At 70.2% G+C, this 13407-nt stretch carries 13 protein-coding genes and 2 pseudogenes; 10 read left to right on the top strand and 5 right to left on the bottom strand.

Translation table 11 applies throughout. The annotated features are described in order from the left end of the window. Positions 1-9: 9 nt before the first annotated feature. Positions 10-648 (top strand): DUF6264 family protein, encoded by a 639-nt coding sequence (locus LLS1_RS11380; RefSeq protein WP_226655615.1) that lies wholly within the window; start codon positions 10-12, stop codon positions 646-648. A 41-nt stretch (positions 649-689) separates the two neighbouring features. Here the strand turns inward: LLS1_RS11380 and LLS1_RS11375 are convergent, their stop codons facing one another. Next, the gene (locus tag LLS1_RS11375; protein ID WP_226655613.1) at positions 690-1562 is read right to left on the bottom strand and encodes an SDR family oxidoreductase; all 873 of its coding nucleotides are present in this window, start codon (positions 1560-1562) and stop codon (positions 690-692) included. Between the two features lie 94 nt (positions 1563-1656). On the opposite strand from LLS1_RS11375, the pseudogene LLS1_RS11370 reads away from it, so the two are divergent. Then, positions 1657-2034, top strand: a pseudogene (locus LLS1_RS11370) (winged helix-turn-helix transcriptional regulator); the annotation flags it as partial. Beyond that, positions 2011-2841 carry a PP2C family serine/threonine-protein phosphatase gene (locus LLS1_RS11365; protein WP_226655763.1) on the top strand — a complete coding sequence of 277 codons (831 nt, stop codon included), beginning with the start codon at positions 2011-2013 and terminating at the stop codon, positions 2839-2841. The pseudogene LLS1_RS11370 and the gene LLS1_RS11365, both read left to right, overlap by 24 nt. Positions 2842-2848: 7 nt before the next feature. Here the strand turns inward: LLS1_RS11365 and LLS1_RS11360 are convergent. Then, positions 2849-2967 (bottom strand): annotated as a pseudogene (locus LLS1_RS11360) (4-hydroxy-3-methylbut-2-enyl diphosphate reductase); the annotation flags it as partial. Positions 2968-3269: 302 nt separating this feature from the next. On the opposite strand from LLS1_RS11360, the gene LLS1_RS11355 reads away from it, so the two are divergent. Together LLS1_RS11355 and LLS1_RS11350 are read left to right on the top strand one after the other, a co-directional pair. Then, entirely contained in the window at positions 3270-4253 is a 984-nt protein-coding gene (locus LLS1_RS11355; RefSeq protein WP_226655611.1) for an L-tyrosine/L-tryptophan isonitrile synthase family protein, read from the top strand. Positions 4254-4260: 7 nt separating this feature from the next. Then, positions 4261-5469, top strand: coding sequence for an MFS transporter (locus LLS1_RS11350; RefSeq protein ID WP_226655609.1), 1209 nt, complete (start codon positions 4261-4263; stop codon positions 5467-5469). Positions 5470-5480: 11 nt separating this feature from the next. Here LLS1_RS11350 and LLS1_RS11345 read toward each other — a convergent pair whose 3' ends face one another. Beyond that, the gene (locus tag LLS1_RS11345) at positions 5481-6521 is read right to left on the bottom strand and encodes a 4-hydroxy-3-methylbut-2-enyl diphosphate reductase (protein ID WP_223360983.1); all 1041 of its coding nucleotides are present in this window, start codon (positions 6519-6521) and stop codon (positions 5481-5483) included. Positions 6522-6598: 77 nt separating this feature from the next. On the opposite strand from LLS1_RS11345, the gene xseA reads away from it, so the two are divergent. Genes xseA through LLS1_RS11320 form a run of 5 tightly spaced genes read left to right on the top strand, consistent with a single transcriptional unit; the run spans position 6599 to position 10971 of the window. Further along, positions 6599-7900, top strand: coding sequence for an exodeoxyribonuclease VII large subunit (gene xseA / locus LLS1_RS11340; protein WP_226655607.1), 1302 nt, complete (start codon positions 6599-6601; stop codon positions 7898-7900). Between the two features lie 10 nt (positions 7901-7910). Next, entirely contained in the window at positions 7911-8204 is a 294-nt protein-coding gene (locus LLS1_RS11335; RefSeq protein WP_226655605.1) for an exodeoxyribonuclease VII small subunit, read from the top strand. Then, positions 8201-8857 carry a DUF4245 domain-containing protein gene (locus tag LLS1_RS11330; protein ID WP_226655603.1) on the top strand — a complete coding sequence of 219 codons (657 nt, stop codon included), beginning with the start codon at positions 8201-8203 and terminating at the stop codon, positions 8855-8857. The genes LLS1_RS11335 and LLS1_RS11330 overlap by 4 nt, the downstream gene beginning before the upstream one ends. Next, positions 8858-9526, top strand: a complete 669-nt coding sequence (locus tag LLS1_RS11325) for a carbonic anhydrase (RefSeq protein ID WP_226655601.1) — start codon at positions 8858-8860, stop codon at positions 9524-9526. A 38-nt stretch (positions 9527-9564) separates the two neighbouring features. Further along, positions 9565-10971 carry an aspartate ammonia-lyase gene (locus tag LLS1_RS11320; RefSeq protein ID WP_223357378.1) on the top strand — a complete coding sequence of 469 codons (1407 nt, stop codon included), beginning with the start codon at positions 9565-9567 and terminating at the stop codon, positions 10969-10971. Between the two features lie 104 nt (positions 10972-11075). Here the strand turns inward: LLS1_RS11320 and LLS1_RS11315 are convergent, their stop codons facing one another. Both LLS1_RS11315 and LLS1_RS11310 read right to left on the bottom strand, forming a co-directional pair. After that, on the bottom strand, positions 11076-11708 hold the full coding sequence (locus LLS1_RS11315; protein ID WP_226655599.1) for a prepilin peptidase: 633 nt from the start codon (positions 11706-11708) through the stop codon (positions 11076-11078). A gap of 107 nt (positions 11709-11815) precedes the next feature. Next, complete coding sequence (locus LLS1_RS11310) at positions 11816-13159, bottom strand: PhoH family protein (protein ID WP_226655597.1); 1344 nt, start codon at positions 13157-13159, stop codon at positions 11816-11818. Between the last annotated feature and the right edge of the window lie 248 nt (positions 13160-13407).

Below are 13407 nucleotides of genomic sequence, written 5' to 3'. Positions count from 1 at the left end.
GCGGCCGCCGTGGCCGATCACGAACCGCAGCCGGACGAACGGCCGCGCCCCAAGTTCGGGGAGCTCGCGCCGCCCGGCTGGGTCTGGACGCCGCCGGAGTACGTCGACCGGCTCGACACCGCACGCCCCAACCCGACCGCCCCGGACGAGGCCACGGCACCGCCCTCCCCCGCGCCGTATGGTTCGACGCCGCGGCCCGGCCATCCGTCCGCGGGTCCCCACGGCGCCACGCCGGGCACGACGACCCCGCCGCGCTGGAACACGACGTTCACCGTCCTGCTGATCGCCTTCGGCTTCTTCGGGATGGCGTACTCGGTCGTCGTCCTGCAGGGCTTCCCGGCGTCGATGGCGATCCTGCACAGCTCGCAGGGGCTCGGGGATTTCCACCCCGAGCCGCTGGTCGGCACGCTGGTGACGATCGGCACGCTGACCATGACCGGCCTGTGGGCGGTCTCCACCGGCCTCGCCGTGTGGCAGTTGCTGCGGCGGCGGATGTCGTTCTACATCCCTCTCGTGGCGGGAATCGTCGCGATGGTCGCGCTCTTCGTGTTCCTCGCCGTCATCCTCACGACCGACCCGGTGCTGCTCGACTTCTACAGCGGCCTGATGCCGGCGTCGCCGGCGCCCTCGGCACCGGCGACGCCCTGAGGCACGGACCGCATGACCTCCTGAACCGCTGAGGCTCCCGGTCAGGCCGCGGCCTGCGCCTCGCGCGCCTCGGCGAGCCCCTGCGCCAGCGGGGTGGTGGGGCGGCCGATGAGCCCGCTGAGCGTGCTGGTCGCGTCGGCCAGCGCACCGTCGCGGATGTTCCCGTCGAGCGCGACCACGAAGCCCACGGTGCCCTCGTCCAGGCCCGCGCCGCTCAGGATGCTCGCGTGCTCCTCCGCGGTCACCGACCGGTAGACGACCTCGCGGCCGACCAGGGCGCCGATGGTGGCCGCCAGCTCGTCGAAGGTCCACGCGGTGTCGCCGCTCAGCTCGTAGACGGCGCCCTCGTGGCCCGACTCGATGAGCACGACCGCCGCGGCCTCCGCGTAGTCCTTGCGGGAGGCGCTCGCGACGCGGCCGGTTCCCGCGCTGCCGACCAGCTCGCCGGTCGCCTCGGCCTGCTCGATCAGGCCGACGTAGTTCTCCGTGTACCAGTTGTTGCGCAGGATCGTGACGGCGAGCGACGAGGCGGCGAGGAGCTCCTCGGTCGCCTTGTGCTCCGGTGCGAGCACGAGGTCCGTGTCCGTCGCCTTCGGCGCGCTCGTGTAGACCAGACGGCTCACGCCCGCGGCCTCGGCCGCCTCGATCGCGTTACGGTGCTGCGCGACGCGCTTGCCGATGTCCGAACCGGAGACGAGGAGGACGGCGTCGGCGCCGGAGAACGCGGCGGCGAGCGTCTCGGGCTGCTCGAAGTCGATGACCGCCGTCTGGACGCCGAGCGCGGCCAGCGGGGCCAGGCGGTCCGCGGAGCGGCCGGCGGCGCGGATGTCGGAGGCGGCGACGCCGCGGGCGAGGAGGGAGTCGACGGTGAGGCGGCCGAGGTGGCCGGTGGCGCCGGTGACGACGATGGTCATGAAGTGTTTCCTTTCGATCGGACACTCACTCCAACCGCCGCTCCTTCCTGTTACTTCCCGATCGAAGGTACCCACTTCTTGGTAAGTTACTGACGTGGACACCAGTCTTTCGACGCTCAACGGGTTCGGCTTCACCGACGGCGTGCTGCCCTCGGCCTGTCCCACCCGGATCGTGCTCAACCACGTCACGAGCACGTGGGGTGTGCTCGTCCTCGTCGCGCTCTCCCAGAGCGACCTCCGCTGGGGCGAGCTGCGCCGCACGGTGCAGGGCATCAGCGAGAAGATGCTGGCCCAGACCCTCCGGACCCTGGAAGCCGACGGCTTCGTCCTCCGCACGGCCCAGCCCACCATCCCTCCCCGCGTCGACTACAGCCTCACCTCACGCGGCCACGAGCTGACCGAGCATCTGCTGCCGCTGATGACCTGGATCGCGGCGAATGCGGACGACATCCTGGCAGACGAGCCGGTCACCGCGCCCACTCCGCTCGGCCTCGCAACGGGACAGGCGTCGACGACGGGCGACTTCCGGGACGGGAATGAGGATTCGCTGTACGCGTCCGCGTGGTCCGCGTTCGTCGCCGACGGCGTGGGCGGCCACGCGGCAGGCGAGGTGGCCTCGGCGACCGTCGCCATCCGGCTCGCCTCCATCCTCGACGCCACCCGGGGACGCGTCCCGTCCGAGGAGCGCCTGCGCGAGCTGATCGCGATCGCGAACGCCGACCTCGGCCTGCGGGTGCGGGTCGACCCCGCTCTGGCGGGGATGGCGACCACGCTGGTCGGCCTCTTCGCCGACGGCACACACCTGCGGGTCGCGCACACCGGCGACTCTCGTGCCTACCGGCTGCGGTCCGGCCGCCTGGAGCCGCGAACGCAGGACGACTCCCTCGTCGCCGAGCTCGTCGCCTCCGGCGCGCTCTCCGACGACGATGCGCGTTCGCACCCCCTGCGCTCCGTCGTCACGCACGTCCTCGGCGGAGCGCCGGAGGACGCCGCCGCCCTGCACATCACCGTCGAGGCCGCCCGTCGCGGGGACCGCTGGCTGCTCGCCAGCGACGGGCTCACCGACTACGTCACCGTCGAGGCGATCGCGGCGACCCTGGCCTCCGGGTCGCCGCAGGATGCCGCAGACGCGCTCCTGGAGCTGGCGCGGGCGCACGAGGCGCGGGACAACGTGTCGGTGATCGTCGCGGACGTCGTGGAGTATCCCGAGGACCCCGCCTACGCACCCGTCTTCGGCGGCTCGGCGGCCGACGATCCGGCCTCGTCGCGAGAGCTCTGACGGCGCCTCAGCGCCCGCGGCCGCCCAGCGCCCGGGAGTCCTGCTTGCCCGAGCGTCCTTGCGGAGCTCCTTGGGCAGCGAGAACATGAGGTCCCCCTCCGCCGTCTTGACCTCCTCGACATCGCGGTCGATGGCATGGATCGCGGCGAACACGGACGAAAGAGTGGCCGAGAACAAAGGCCGTCACACGCGTTAATATTCTTCTTTCAGATTCGGGGTTCTGATTCCATATTTCTGATCGTCAATCAGAAATGGGAATCATGTCACTCCTTCTTCCGCTCGATTTCGCTCACGTGTCGTTCACACGCCCGGGATGGGAAGCGGATCCCTGGAAGCTCCTGGACGCTGCTCGACGTTGGCACGCGATGGACTCGCTCACTCTCCCCGCATACGACGTGCGGTCGTTCCAGGCTCGCCACACGCTCCGCATGAGCCTGTCACACCTCCCTCCGACGACTGAGAGCGTCGTGCACGTACTGAACGATCCGCTCTTCCGCAAAGGCTCCGCCGAGCACACGGAGGATCCCGGCGGTCCGGTGTATCGGCAGATCGACCGTGCAGTTCGCCGCAACGCTCCGATCGAGATCGTGCTCCCATCGTTCGCCGGGAGGCCACACAACCCCGCCGCCCACCGTCGAGTCGGTCCCGATCTCGGTGAGCTCTACGCGCTGCAACGGCTCAAGAACATCGCCGACGCCGTGAAGAGCTTCTATGAACCCGGCGTGATCTTCACCCTCATCCTCGACGGTCGCGCATATCGCCCGTTCTACGGCTACAGCGACGACGAGGCCATGCCGTACCGCGCGAACCTCGAGCGCCAGATCACAGCCCTCGGTGCTCACGGTCAGCTCCGCCTGGTGGACATGCACGACATCATGGCCGCGCGTTCCTCGGAACTCGAGTCCATCGATGAACTGGTCAGACACGAGGTGCGGCTGGCGTGGGAGTCGGGGGCGGTCGCCGAACGGGATGCACTGGTGCGCGCGCTCCGGCAGGGCACCGAGACCACAGCGATCTCCGCTGCCGTGATCGAGCTCTACAAGAGCGGGGCTCACGAGCACATCGACCTCCGACGCTTCTTCGGGGAGGCGGAGACCGCGATGCAGGAGCGCGCCGAGCACACCGCCTTCGAATATGCCGTCCTGATGACGAAACTCCGCGAGCTCAACGTGATCGCCGAAGCGTTCGAGGGCGCCGTCCGAGGCACGGTGCACCCCAAGCCGGGCCAGTACTCACCCCGACTGAGCGATCCCAGGACGACGATCTCTCCGTGGCACGGAGTCGCCATCGAGCAGCCCGATGGGAGCATCGTCACGCGGTACGAGGCGGTTGTCTACCAGGATTTCGAGGACTTCACGGCGGTCTTCGTCGACGGGGATGAAGCGCCGTTCTACTACAAGCGGCGTCGGTGAGCACGGCGTGACCCGCTGTGCACTCGCCCCGCTCATGGTTGCGCAGGCGCTCGGTGCTGCCGCAGCGGGAGCATCGGTCACCGTCAGCGCCATGACGGCGTCACGACTCTCCGGGGCGGCATGGTCTGCAGGATTCGCACAGAGCGCAACGGTCGTCGGCGCCGCAGCGCTCAGCATGCCGATCGCGCAATTGGCAGCGCGCCACGGGCGCCGAACCGCTCTCATCGTCGCCTATGCCGTTGCCACCGTCGGCGGGCTTGCGGCAGCGATAGGTGTGATGATCGGATCGCTCGCACTCTTCTTCGCAGCTCTTGCCGCTCTCGGCGGAGGCACGGTCGCGGGGCTCGCGCTTCGCTTCGCTGCGGCCGAACTGCAGACGGATACGACCCGGCGCCCGGGAAGCATCGCGCTGGTGCTCTGGATGGCTGCGGTAGGCGGTCTCGTCGGACCCAACATCGCGTCGATGCTCGACACGCAGTGGGGTCGGGCCGCTCCGTTCGTGATGATCGCCGCAACGTACACCGCCAACATCGCGGTCGTCTCCACTCTGCGACGCCCACCACATGCGATGGCTCCTGACCCTCGCTCGCGCCCGATCGAACCCGAGAGCGCTGCGCCGCCGATAGCGCTTGTCAACGCCTCCATCACAGCGGTGGCGGGTCACATGGCGATGACCGGACTCATGGGATTGGCTCCGCCTTTCCTGGCATCGGCCGGCGCGTCGGGAGCGATGATCGGTGCCGTGATGAGCGCCCATCTCGTCGCGATGTACGCGGCCAGCCCGCTCATAGGTGTGGTCGTGCGGCGTCTGACTGCCCAGCACTCGTGCGCAGTGGCGTTGATGGTGGACGCGGGAGCATGTGCTCTCATCGTCGTCGGCACGGGGTCGACGACGACCTTCGCGATCGGCCTCACTCTGCTCGGTCTCGGCTGGTCGTTCGGGATGATCGCGAGCTCCGCCATCCTCGCGTCGGCGCCCCCACCCAAACGCCTCCGGGCACAGGGACGGCTCGACACCCTGATCAACGTCGGAGGAGCCACGGCCAGCGCGCTGACCGGCATATCCGTCTCAGCGGCGGGATACCCGACTGTTGCGGCGTGGGTCGGCGCCTGTGTCGCGGTTCTCGCGGTCGGGATGGCTCTGCGGGGAACGATACGGAGACAGCTGAGTCAGCGATTCGTCGAGTCGTCCATCGAGGATCGAGCGGATTCGTGACCCAGCGGCCCTCAGCGCCCGCGGCCGCCCAGCGCCCGGGAGTCCTGCTTGCCCGAGATGTCCTTGCGGAGCTCCTTGGGCAGCGAGAACATGAGGTCTTCCTCGGCCGTCTTGACCTCTTCGACATCGCGGTAGCCGGCGCCGGAGAGATCGTCGAGGACTTCCTGCACCAGCACCTCCGGCACGGACGCGCCGCTGGTGACGCCGATGCTGGCGACGCCGTCGAGCCACTCCTGCTTGATCTCGCTGGCGTAGTCGATGCGGTAGGCGGCCTTCGCGCCGTACTCCAGGGCGACCTCGACGAGGCGCACCGAGTTGGAGGAGTTGGCGGAGCCGACGACGATGACCAGCTCGGCCTGCTCGGCGACCTTCTTGATCGCGACCTGACGGTTCTGGGTGGCGTAGCAGATGTCGTCGCTGGGCGGGTCCTGGAGGTTCGGGAAGCGCTCCCGCAGGCGGCGCACCGTCTCCATCGTCTCGTCGACCGAGAGCGTGGTCTGCGAGAGCCAGACCACCTTGTCCGGGTCCTTCACGACGATGTTGTCGACGTCGTCCGGGCCGTTGACGAGGGTGACGTGGTCGGGGGCCTCCCCCGCGGTGCCCTCGACCTCCTCGTGGCCCTCGTGGCCGATGAGGAGGATCTCGAAGTCGTCGCGGGCGAAGCGCACGGCCTCACGGTGCACCTTGGTGACGAGCGGGCACGTCGCATCGATCGCGTGCAGCCCGCGGTCGGAGGCCGCGTTGACGACCGCCGGGGAGACGCCGTGCGCCGAGAACACCACGTGCGCGCCCTCGGGAACCTCGTCGACCTCGTCGACGAAGATCGCGCCCTGCTTCTCCAGAGTGGAGACGACATGCACGTTGTGGACGATCTGCTTGCGCACGTAGACCGGCGACCCGTAGTGCTCGATCGCCTTCTCGACGGCGACGACCGCGCGGTCGACGCCGGCGCAGTAGCCGCGGGGCGCGGCGAGCAGCACGCGTTTGCTCCCGGCGACCGGGTTATCCTGAAGCCGGCCGCGCGCACCGGGGGTCCGCGGGATCCGGGGCATCGGCAGGCTGATTGTCGCGTCGCTCACCCCTCGATCGTACGGGAGAGCGCTGAGGAACGGATGGGAGGCTCCCGAGCGTGACGGAGACGACGAACGCGCCCTCGTTCACCCCGGGCCCGCCGACGCTGGACGCGCCGTGGCCCGTCTCGGTGCTGGCCGGCAAGATCAAGGGCTGGATCGACCGGCTGGGCACGGCGTGGGTGGAGGGCGAGATCACCCAGTGGGGCGTGTCGGGCGGCAACGTCTACGGCAAGCTCAAAGACCTCGAGGGCGATGCCACGATCAGCTTCACCATCTGGTCGTCGGTCAAGGCCCGCATCCCCGCCGACCTCACGCAGGGCGACCGGGTCATCGCCGCCGTCAAGCCCAACTACTGGGTCAAGGGCGGCACGCTCACCATGCAGGTCTCCGACATGCGCCACGTCGGCCTGGGCGATCTGCTGGAGCGACTGGAGCGCCTCCGGCAGCAGCTGACCGCGGAGGGGCTGTTCGCTCCCGAGCGGAAGAAGCGCCTCCCGTTCCTCCCCCACACCATCGGTCTGGTCACCGGCCGCGACTCCGACGCCGAGAAGGACGTGCTGCGCAATGCGCAGCTGCGCTGGCCTCAGGTGCGGTTCCGCACCGTCTACGCGGCGGTGCAGGGCGACCGCACGGTTCCGGAGGTCGTCGCGGCGATCCGTGCGCTCGACGCCGATCCCGAGGTGGAGGTCATCATCGTCGCGCGCGGCGGCGGCGACTTCCAGAACCTCCTGGGCTTCAGTGACGAGACGCTGGTGCGGGCCGCAGCCGCAGCGACGACACCGCTGGTCAGTGCGATCGGGCATGAAGCCGACCGCCCGCTGCTCGACGAGGTCGCCGATCTCCGCGCCTCCACGCCGACCGACGCCGCCAAGCGCGTCGTCCCCGATGTCGCCGAGGAGCTCGCGCGGGTGCATCAGGCCCGCGCGCGCATCGGCGCGCGGCTCACACACATGATCGGGCACGAGATCGACCGGATCGGGCACCTGCGCACGCGTCCCGTCCTCGCCTCGGCCGGGTGGATCGTCGACTCGCGCGCGCAGGAGCTGACCCGGTACGTCGCCCGGGGCGTCGAGCTCGTCGAGCGCGGTGTCGAGCGCGAGACGCGCCGGGTCGCCGAACTGCGCGGTCACCTGCGGGCGCTCTCACCGCAGGCGACGCTCGACCGCGGCTACGCGATCGTGCAGGATGCCACGGGCCATGTCGTCACCTCGCCGGCGGAGGCCGTGCCCGGAAGCCCGCTCCGCGTGACCGTCTCGGGCGGCGCGTTCGCGGCGACCGCGGGCGACGAGGTGCCCTCGCCCGCCCATCCGGACGCCGATGCCGGCCCGGACTCAGCGGGCACTCGGCGGGGCAAATAGAATGGGTGCCATGCCGACTTCCCAGACGACCCCGGCCGCGGGGTCGACCCCCGGCGCGGACCCCCTCGGCGAGCTCAGCTACGAGGAGGCGCGCGACGAGCTGGTCCGTGTCGTGACCGAGCTCGAGCAGGGGTCGGCGACCCTCGAGGAGTCCATCGCCCTCTGGGAGCGCGGCGAGGCCCTCGCCCGCCGGTGCGAGGAGTGGCTGATCGGCGCGAAGGCCCGGCTCGACGCCGCACGCTCCGGCGTCTCCGGCGATGCGGCGGCGGTCGGCACGGGCGCGGGAGCCGCTGACAGCGAATGAGTCCCCGCACCAAGCCTCCGGCGGTCGTCGCCGAACTCGGGCGCCCCGAGACCCCCGAGGAGACGGCCGCGCGCAAGGCGCAGAACTCTGCGAACCATCGCAACCGGCAGACCATCAACAACCTCGTCTACTCGCTCCTCGCGACGGTCGCGCTCGTGATCGTGATCGTCCTCGTCGTACCGCGCGGCAACCCCACCGCGACGACCCCTCCCGTCGACTACACGACCATCGCGCAGGAGGCGCAGGGCAGCGAGCCCGATCGCCTCCTCGTGCCGAGACTGCCCGACGGCTGGAAGTCGAACAGCGCCGAGCTGCGCACCAAGACCGCCGACAAGGTCGACTCCTGGTACATCGGGCTGCTCACCCCGAAGGGTGAGTACATCGGCATCACGCAGGGCTTCGACGCCAACGACAGCTGGGTCGCCGATCAGGTCGCGAAGTCGCGCATCGCCGGCACCCGCGACATCGACGGCGTCACGTGGGACGTCTACGACAACCGCAAGGCCGGCACCGTCCCGGGCGATGTCGAGTACGGCCTGACCACGAACGCCGGCCGCAGCTCCATCGTCCTCGTCGGCACCGCAGACGACTCCGAGTTCCGCACGGTCGCCTCGGCGCTGGCGGAGCAGATCACCGCACTGAAAGGCGAATAGATGCCCACCACCCGGCCCGGACGGATCTGGAGCGCGATGCTCGCCGGAAACGAGCGCTTCATCGCGGGCACCCCGCAGCACCCGCGGCAAGACGTCGAGCGCCGACAGTCGGTCGCGGGCGGGCAGGCACCGGTCGCCGCCATCTTCGGCTGCGCGGACTCGCGTCTGGCCGCGGAGATCATCTTCGACATGGGTCTCGGCGACGCCTTCGTGGTGCGCAACGCGGGCCAGGTCGCCTCCGACTCCGTCATCGGGTCGCTGGAGTACGCGGTCGCCGTGCTCAAGGTGCCGCTCATCCTCGTGCTCGGCCACGACTCCTGTGGCGCCGTCGCATCGGCGATCGCCTCCCAGGCCCCGGACGCCGATCCCCTCCCCCCGCACATCGCGAACCTCATCGCGCCGATCGTCCCCGCTGTGCACCGGGTGACCGGGACCCCGGAAGGCGAGGCGATCGACGTCGCCGCCGCCGACCCGTCGGAGGTGGGCCGCGAGCACCTGCGTGACACCGTCGCCGAGCTGCTCGCGCGCTCGGAGATCATCAGCACCGCCGTCGCCGAGAACATCCTCGCGATCGTCGGCGCGAACTACCGTCTTCAGGAAGGTCGGGTCGTCCCCGACATCGTCGTCGGCATGGCCGATCCGGTCGCCGAACAGCAGTCCGAGCGCTGAACCGCAGCGTCGTCGGCATCAGAAAGGAAGAACACACCGTGGTGGACACCCAGGCGGACGCCGAGTACCGCATCGAGCACGACACGATGGGCGAGGTGCGCGTTCCCGCGGCCGCGCTCTACAGCGCGCAGACGCAGCGGGCCGTCGAGAACTTCCCGATCTCCGGATCGGTGCTCGAGCCGGCACAGATCGCAGCGCTCGCCCGGATCAAGAAGTCGGCTGCGCTCGCCAACGCGCGTCTGGGGGTCCTCGATCAGGAGATCGCCGACGCCATCGCCGCCGCCGCGGACGACGTCGTCAGCGGAGCGCACGACGGTGAGTTCCCGATCGACGTCTACCAGACCGGTTCGGGCACCTCCTCCAACATGAACATGAACGAGGTGCTGGCGACGCTCGCGTCGCGCCGCCTCGGTGCGCCGGTGCACCCGAACGACCACGTCAACGCGTCGCAGTCGTCGAACGACGTCTTCCCGACCTCGGTGCACATCGCCGTCACCGGCGCCCTCATCGACGATCTCATCCCTGCCCTGGACCACCTCGCGGTTGCTCTGGAGGAGAAGGCCGAGCTGTGGGCGACCGCGGTGAAGTCCGGCCGCACCCACCTCATGGACGCCACCCCGGTGACCCTGGGCCAGGAGTTCGGCGGGTACGCCGCGCAGATCCGTTACGGAATCGAGCGCGTGCAGTCCTCGCTCACCCGCGTCGCGGAGGTCCCGCTCGGCGGCACGGCGGTCGGCACCGGCATCAACACGCCCCTCGGCTTCCCGCAGCTGGTCATCGAGCTGTTGACCGCGGAGACCGAGCTGCCGATCACCGAGGCCCGCAACCACTTCGAGGCCCAGGCCAACCGCGACGCCCTGGTCGAGGCCTCCGGAGCGCTCCGCACGATCGCCGTCAGCCTGACCAAGATCTGCAACGACCTGCGCTGGATGGGCTCCGGCCCGAACACCGGCCTCGGCGAGATCCACATCCCGGACCTGCAGCCCGGCTCGTCGATCATGCCCGGCAAGGTCAACCCGGTCATCCCGGAGGCCGTGCTCATGGTCGCCAGCCGCGTCGTCGGCAACGACGCCACCATCGCGTGGAGCGGCGCTTCCGGCCTGTTCGAGCTCAACGTCGCCATCCCGGTCATGGGCACCGCGCTGCTCGAATCCATCCGCCTCCTCACCCAGGCCAGCCGGGTGCTCGCCGACAAGACCGTCGCCGGTCTCGAAGCCAACCTCGACCGCGCGCGCGCCTTCGCCGAGTCGAGCCCGTCGATCGTCACCCCGCTCAACCGCGTGATCGGCTACGAGGCGGCCGCCAAGGTCGCCAAGCATTCGGTCGCCCAGGGGATGACCGTTCGCGAGGCCGTCATCGACCTCGGCTTCGTCGACCGAGGCGAGGTCACCCTCGAGCAGCTCGACAAGGCCCTCGACGTCCTGAGCATGACCCACCCCGGCTGACCCGCCCTCGGCCACACAGCCCTCGGCCACACAGGGGTCGCATCCCGCCGCTTCGCCACCGCGATACCGGCAGAATGCGACCCCTGTGGTGTTTCCACGGCACCTCACGCGAGCAGCACCACCGCCCAGAAGCTCCCGAGCAGCACCGGACCGAACGCCACCTCCCGCCCGGGAGCGCCGAGCCCGCGACCGCGGACCCCGGTGCCGGACCCGGCATCGGGTGCGGCCGTCGCCCGCACGCCGCACCGCGCCGCTCTCTTCGCGGCCCATTCGACCGCCCCGACCATGGCCACGGTCGCGAACGCCGCCCCCAGCCACGCTGAGACCGCGACGTTCGCTGATCCGTCACCGTGATCCAGCAGCGCGGGGAGGGCCGCAGCGAGCAATCCGGCCAGCTTCACATCCCCCATCCCCACACCACCGGCCGCCCATAGCACCGCCATCACCGCGAGGACGACGAGCGCGCACACGACCGCCTCCACCCCCGGACCGGCCTCCACCCCGGCCGCGGCACGTGCTCCCGTCCCGGAACCGAGACCCACGGCCGTCACCGCGTACCCCGGCAGCACCAGCGCGTCGGGCAGCCGCCGCTCGCGCACGTCCGTCGCGATCAGCGGTGCCGTCACCGCGGCGATGTACAGGCCGACGACGGTGGCCGGCGCGGCGCCGCGTACGAGCAGCAGCGCGGCGCCGAGACCGACCGCTGTCGCGGCCGTGATCCCCCTCCACTCCCCCATGGGTCCACGCTAGGAGACGGCGAACGGGGTGCTCCCCTCCCGGACGATCCCGTGGAGAGAGCACCCCGTCCACACTCCGGCATGCGCCGCGTGCGCGGTGCGCCCGCTCAGGCGAGCTCGTTGGCCTCCAGCATCTCTGTCACGAGCGCCGCGATCGCCGACCGCTCCGAGCGCGTCAGGGTGACGTGCCCGAACAGCGGGTGCCCCTTCAGCGTCTCGATCACCGACGCGACGCCGTCATGGCGTCCGACACGCAGGTTGTCGCGCTGGGCGACGTCGTGCGTGAGCACCACCCGCGAGTTCTGCCCGACGCGGCTGAGCACCGTGAGCAGCACGTTGCGTTCCAGCGACTGCGCCTCGTCCACGATCACGAAGGCGTCGTGCAGGGAGCGTCCGCGGATGTGGGTGAGCGGGAGCACCTCCAGGATTCCGCGGTCCAGCACCTCGTCCAGCACGTTCTGCGAGACCAGGGCCCCCAGGGTGTCGAACACCGCCTGGCCCCACGGGTTCATCTTCTCGCCCTGGTCGCCGGGCAGGTAGCCGAGCTCCTGGCCGCCGACCGCGTAGAGCGGGCGGAACACCATGATCTTCTTGTGCTGCTGCCGCTCGAGCACCGCCTCCAGCCCGGCACACAGTGCCAGCGCCGACTTGCCGGTGCCGGCACGTCCGCCGAGCGAGAGGATGCCGACCTCCGGGTCGAGCAGGAGGTCGATCGCGAGCCGCTGCTCCGCCGACCGGCCGTGCAGGCCGAACACGTCGCGGTCGCCGCGCACGAGCTTGACCTCGCCCTCGGCGACGACGCGGCCGAGGGCCGAGCCACGATCCGAGTGGATGACGAGGCCTGTGTTGACGGGGAGGCCGTCGACCAGCGGGGTGCGCATCCACTCGTTCTCGTACAGGTCGCTCATCTGGTCGCTGCCCAGCGCGATCTCGGAGAGCCCGGTCCAGCCGGAGTCGACGACCTGCTCGTGCCGGTACTCCTCGGCGGCCAGCCCGATCGAGGCGGCCTTCACGCGCAGCGGGAGGTCTTTGGAGACGACCGTCACGTCGAGGCCGTCGTTCGCGAGGTTGAGCGCCACGGCAAGGATGCGGGAGTCGTTGTCGCCGAGCTGCAGCCCGCTGGGGAGCACTCCCATGTTGGAGTGGTTCAGCTCCACCCGCAGCGAGCCGCCGTCGCCGATCGGGATCGGGAAGTCGAGCCGCTCGTGCTCCACCCGCAGGTCGTCCAGGTTGCGCAGAGCCTGACGCGCGAAGTACCCGATCTCCGGGTCGTTGCGCTTGCCCTCCAGCTCGCTGACGACGACCACCGGGATGACGACGGAATGCTCCGCGAACCGGTGGATCGCCTTGGGATCCGACAGGAGGACCGAGGTGTCGAGCACGTACGTGCGCTCGGCCTGCTTGGTTCCGTCGGGTGCCGCCTCGAACTGCCGGGTCTTTGATTCAGCCACGACCACTCCCACCCCGCAGCCCCCGCGAGGGCTGCGGATCAACTTGGCGAGTCGGCCGCTGGGTCCCGAAACGAACTTATGTGGCCGTCTCGACCGGGCGCCATGCCCGATGCCACGAAACTACGCCGCACGACCGACACGGACAGTCGCGGGGGCCGCGTGTCGTGTTTCCATCGGGTGAACAATCGCCCCCAGTTGTGGGAACTGGACAGCGCCGCCGTCGCGGAGTGCGCGCGCGGCCTCCGACC

Source organism: Leifsonia sp. LS1 (assembly GCF_020521355.1).
Lineage (GTDB): Bacteria > Actinomycetota > Actinomycetes > Actinomycetales > Microbacteriaceae > Leifsonia.
The sequence above is the reverse complement of the archived record's forward strand: the minus strand, read 5'-3'. Positions and strand labels throughout refer to the sequence as shown.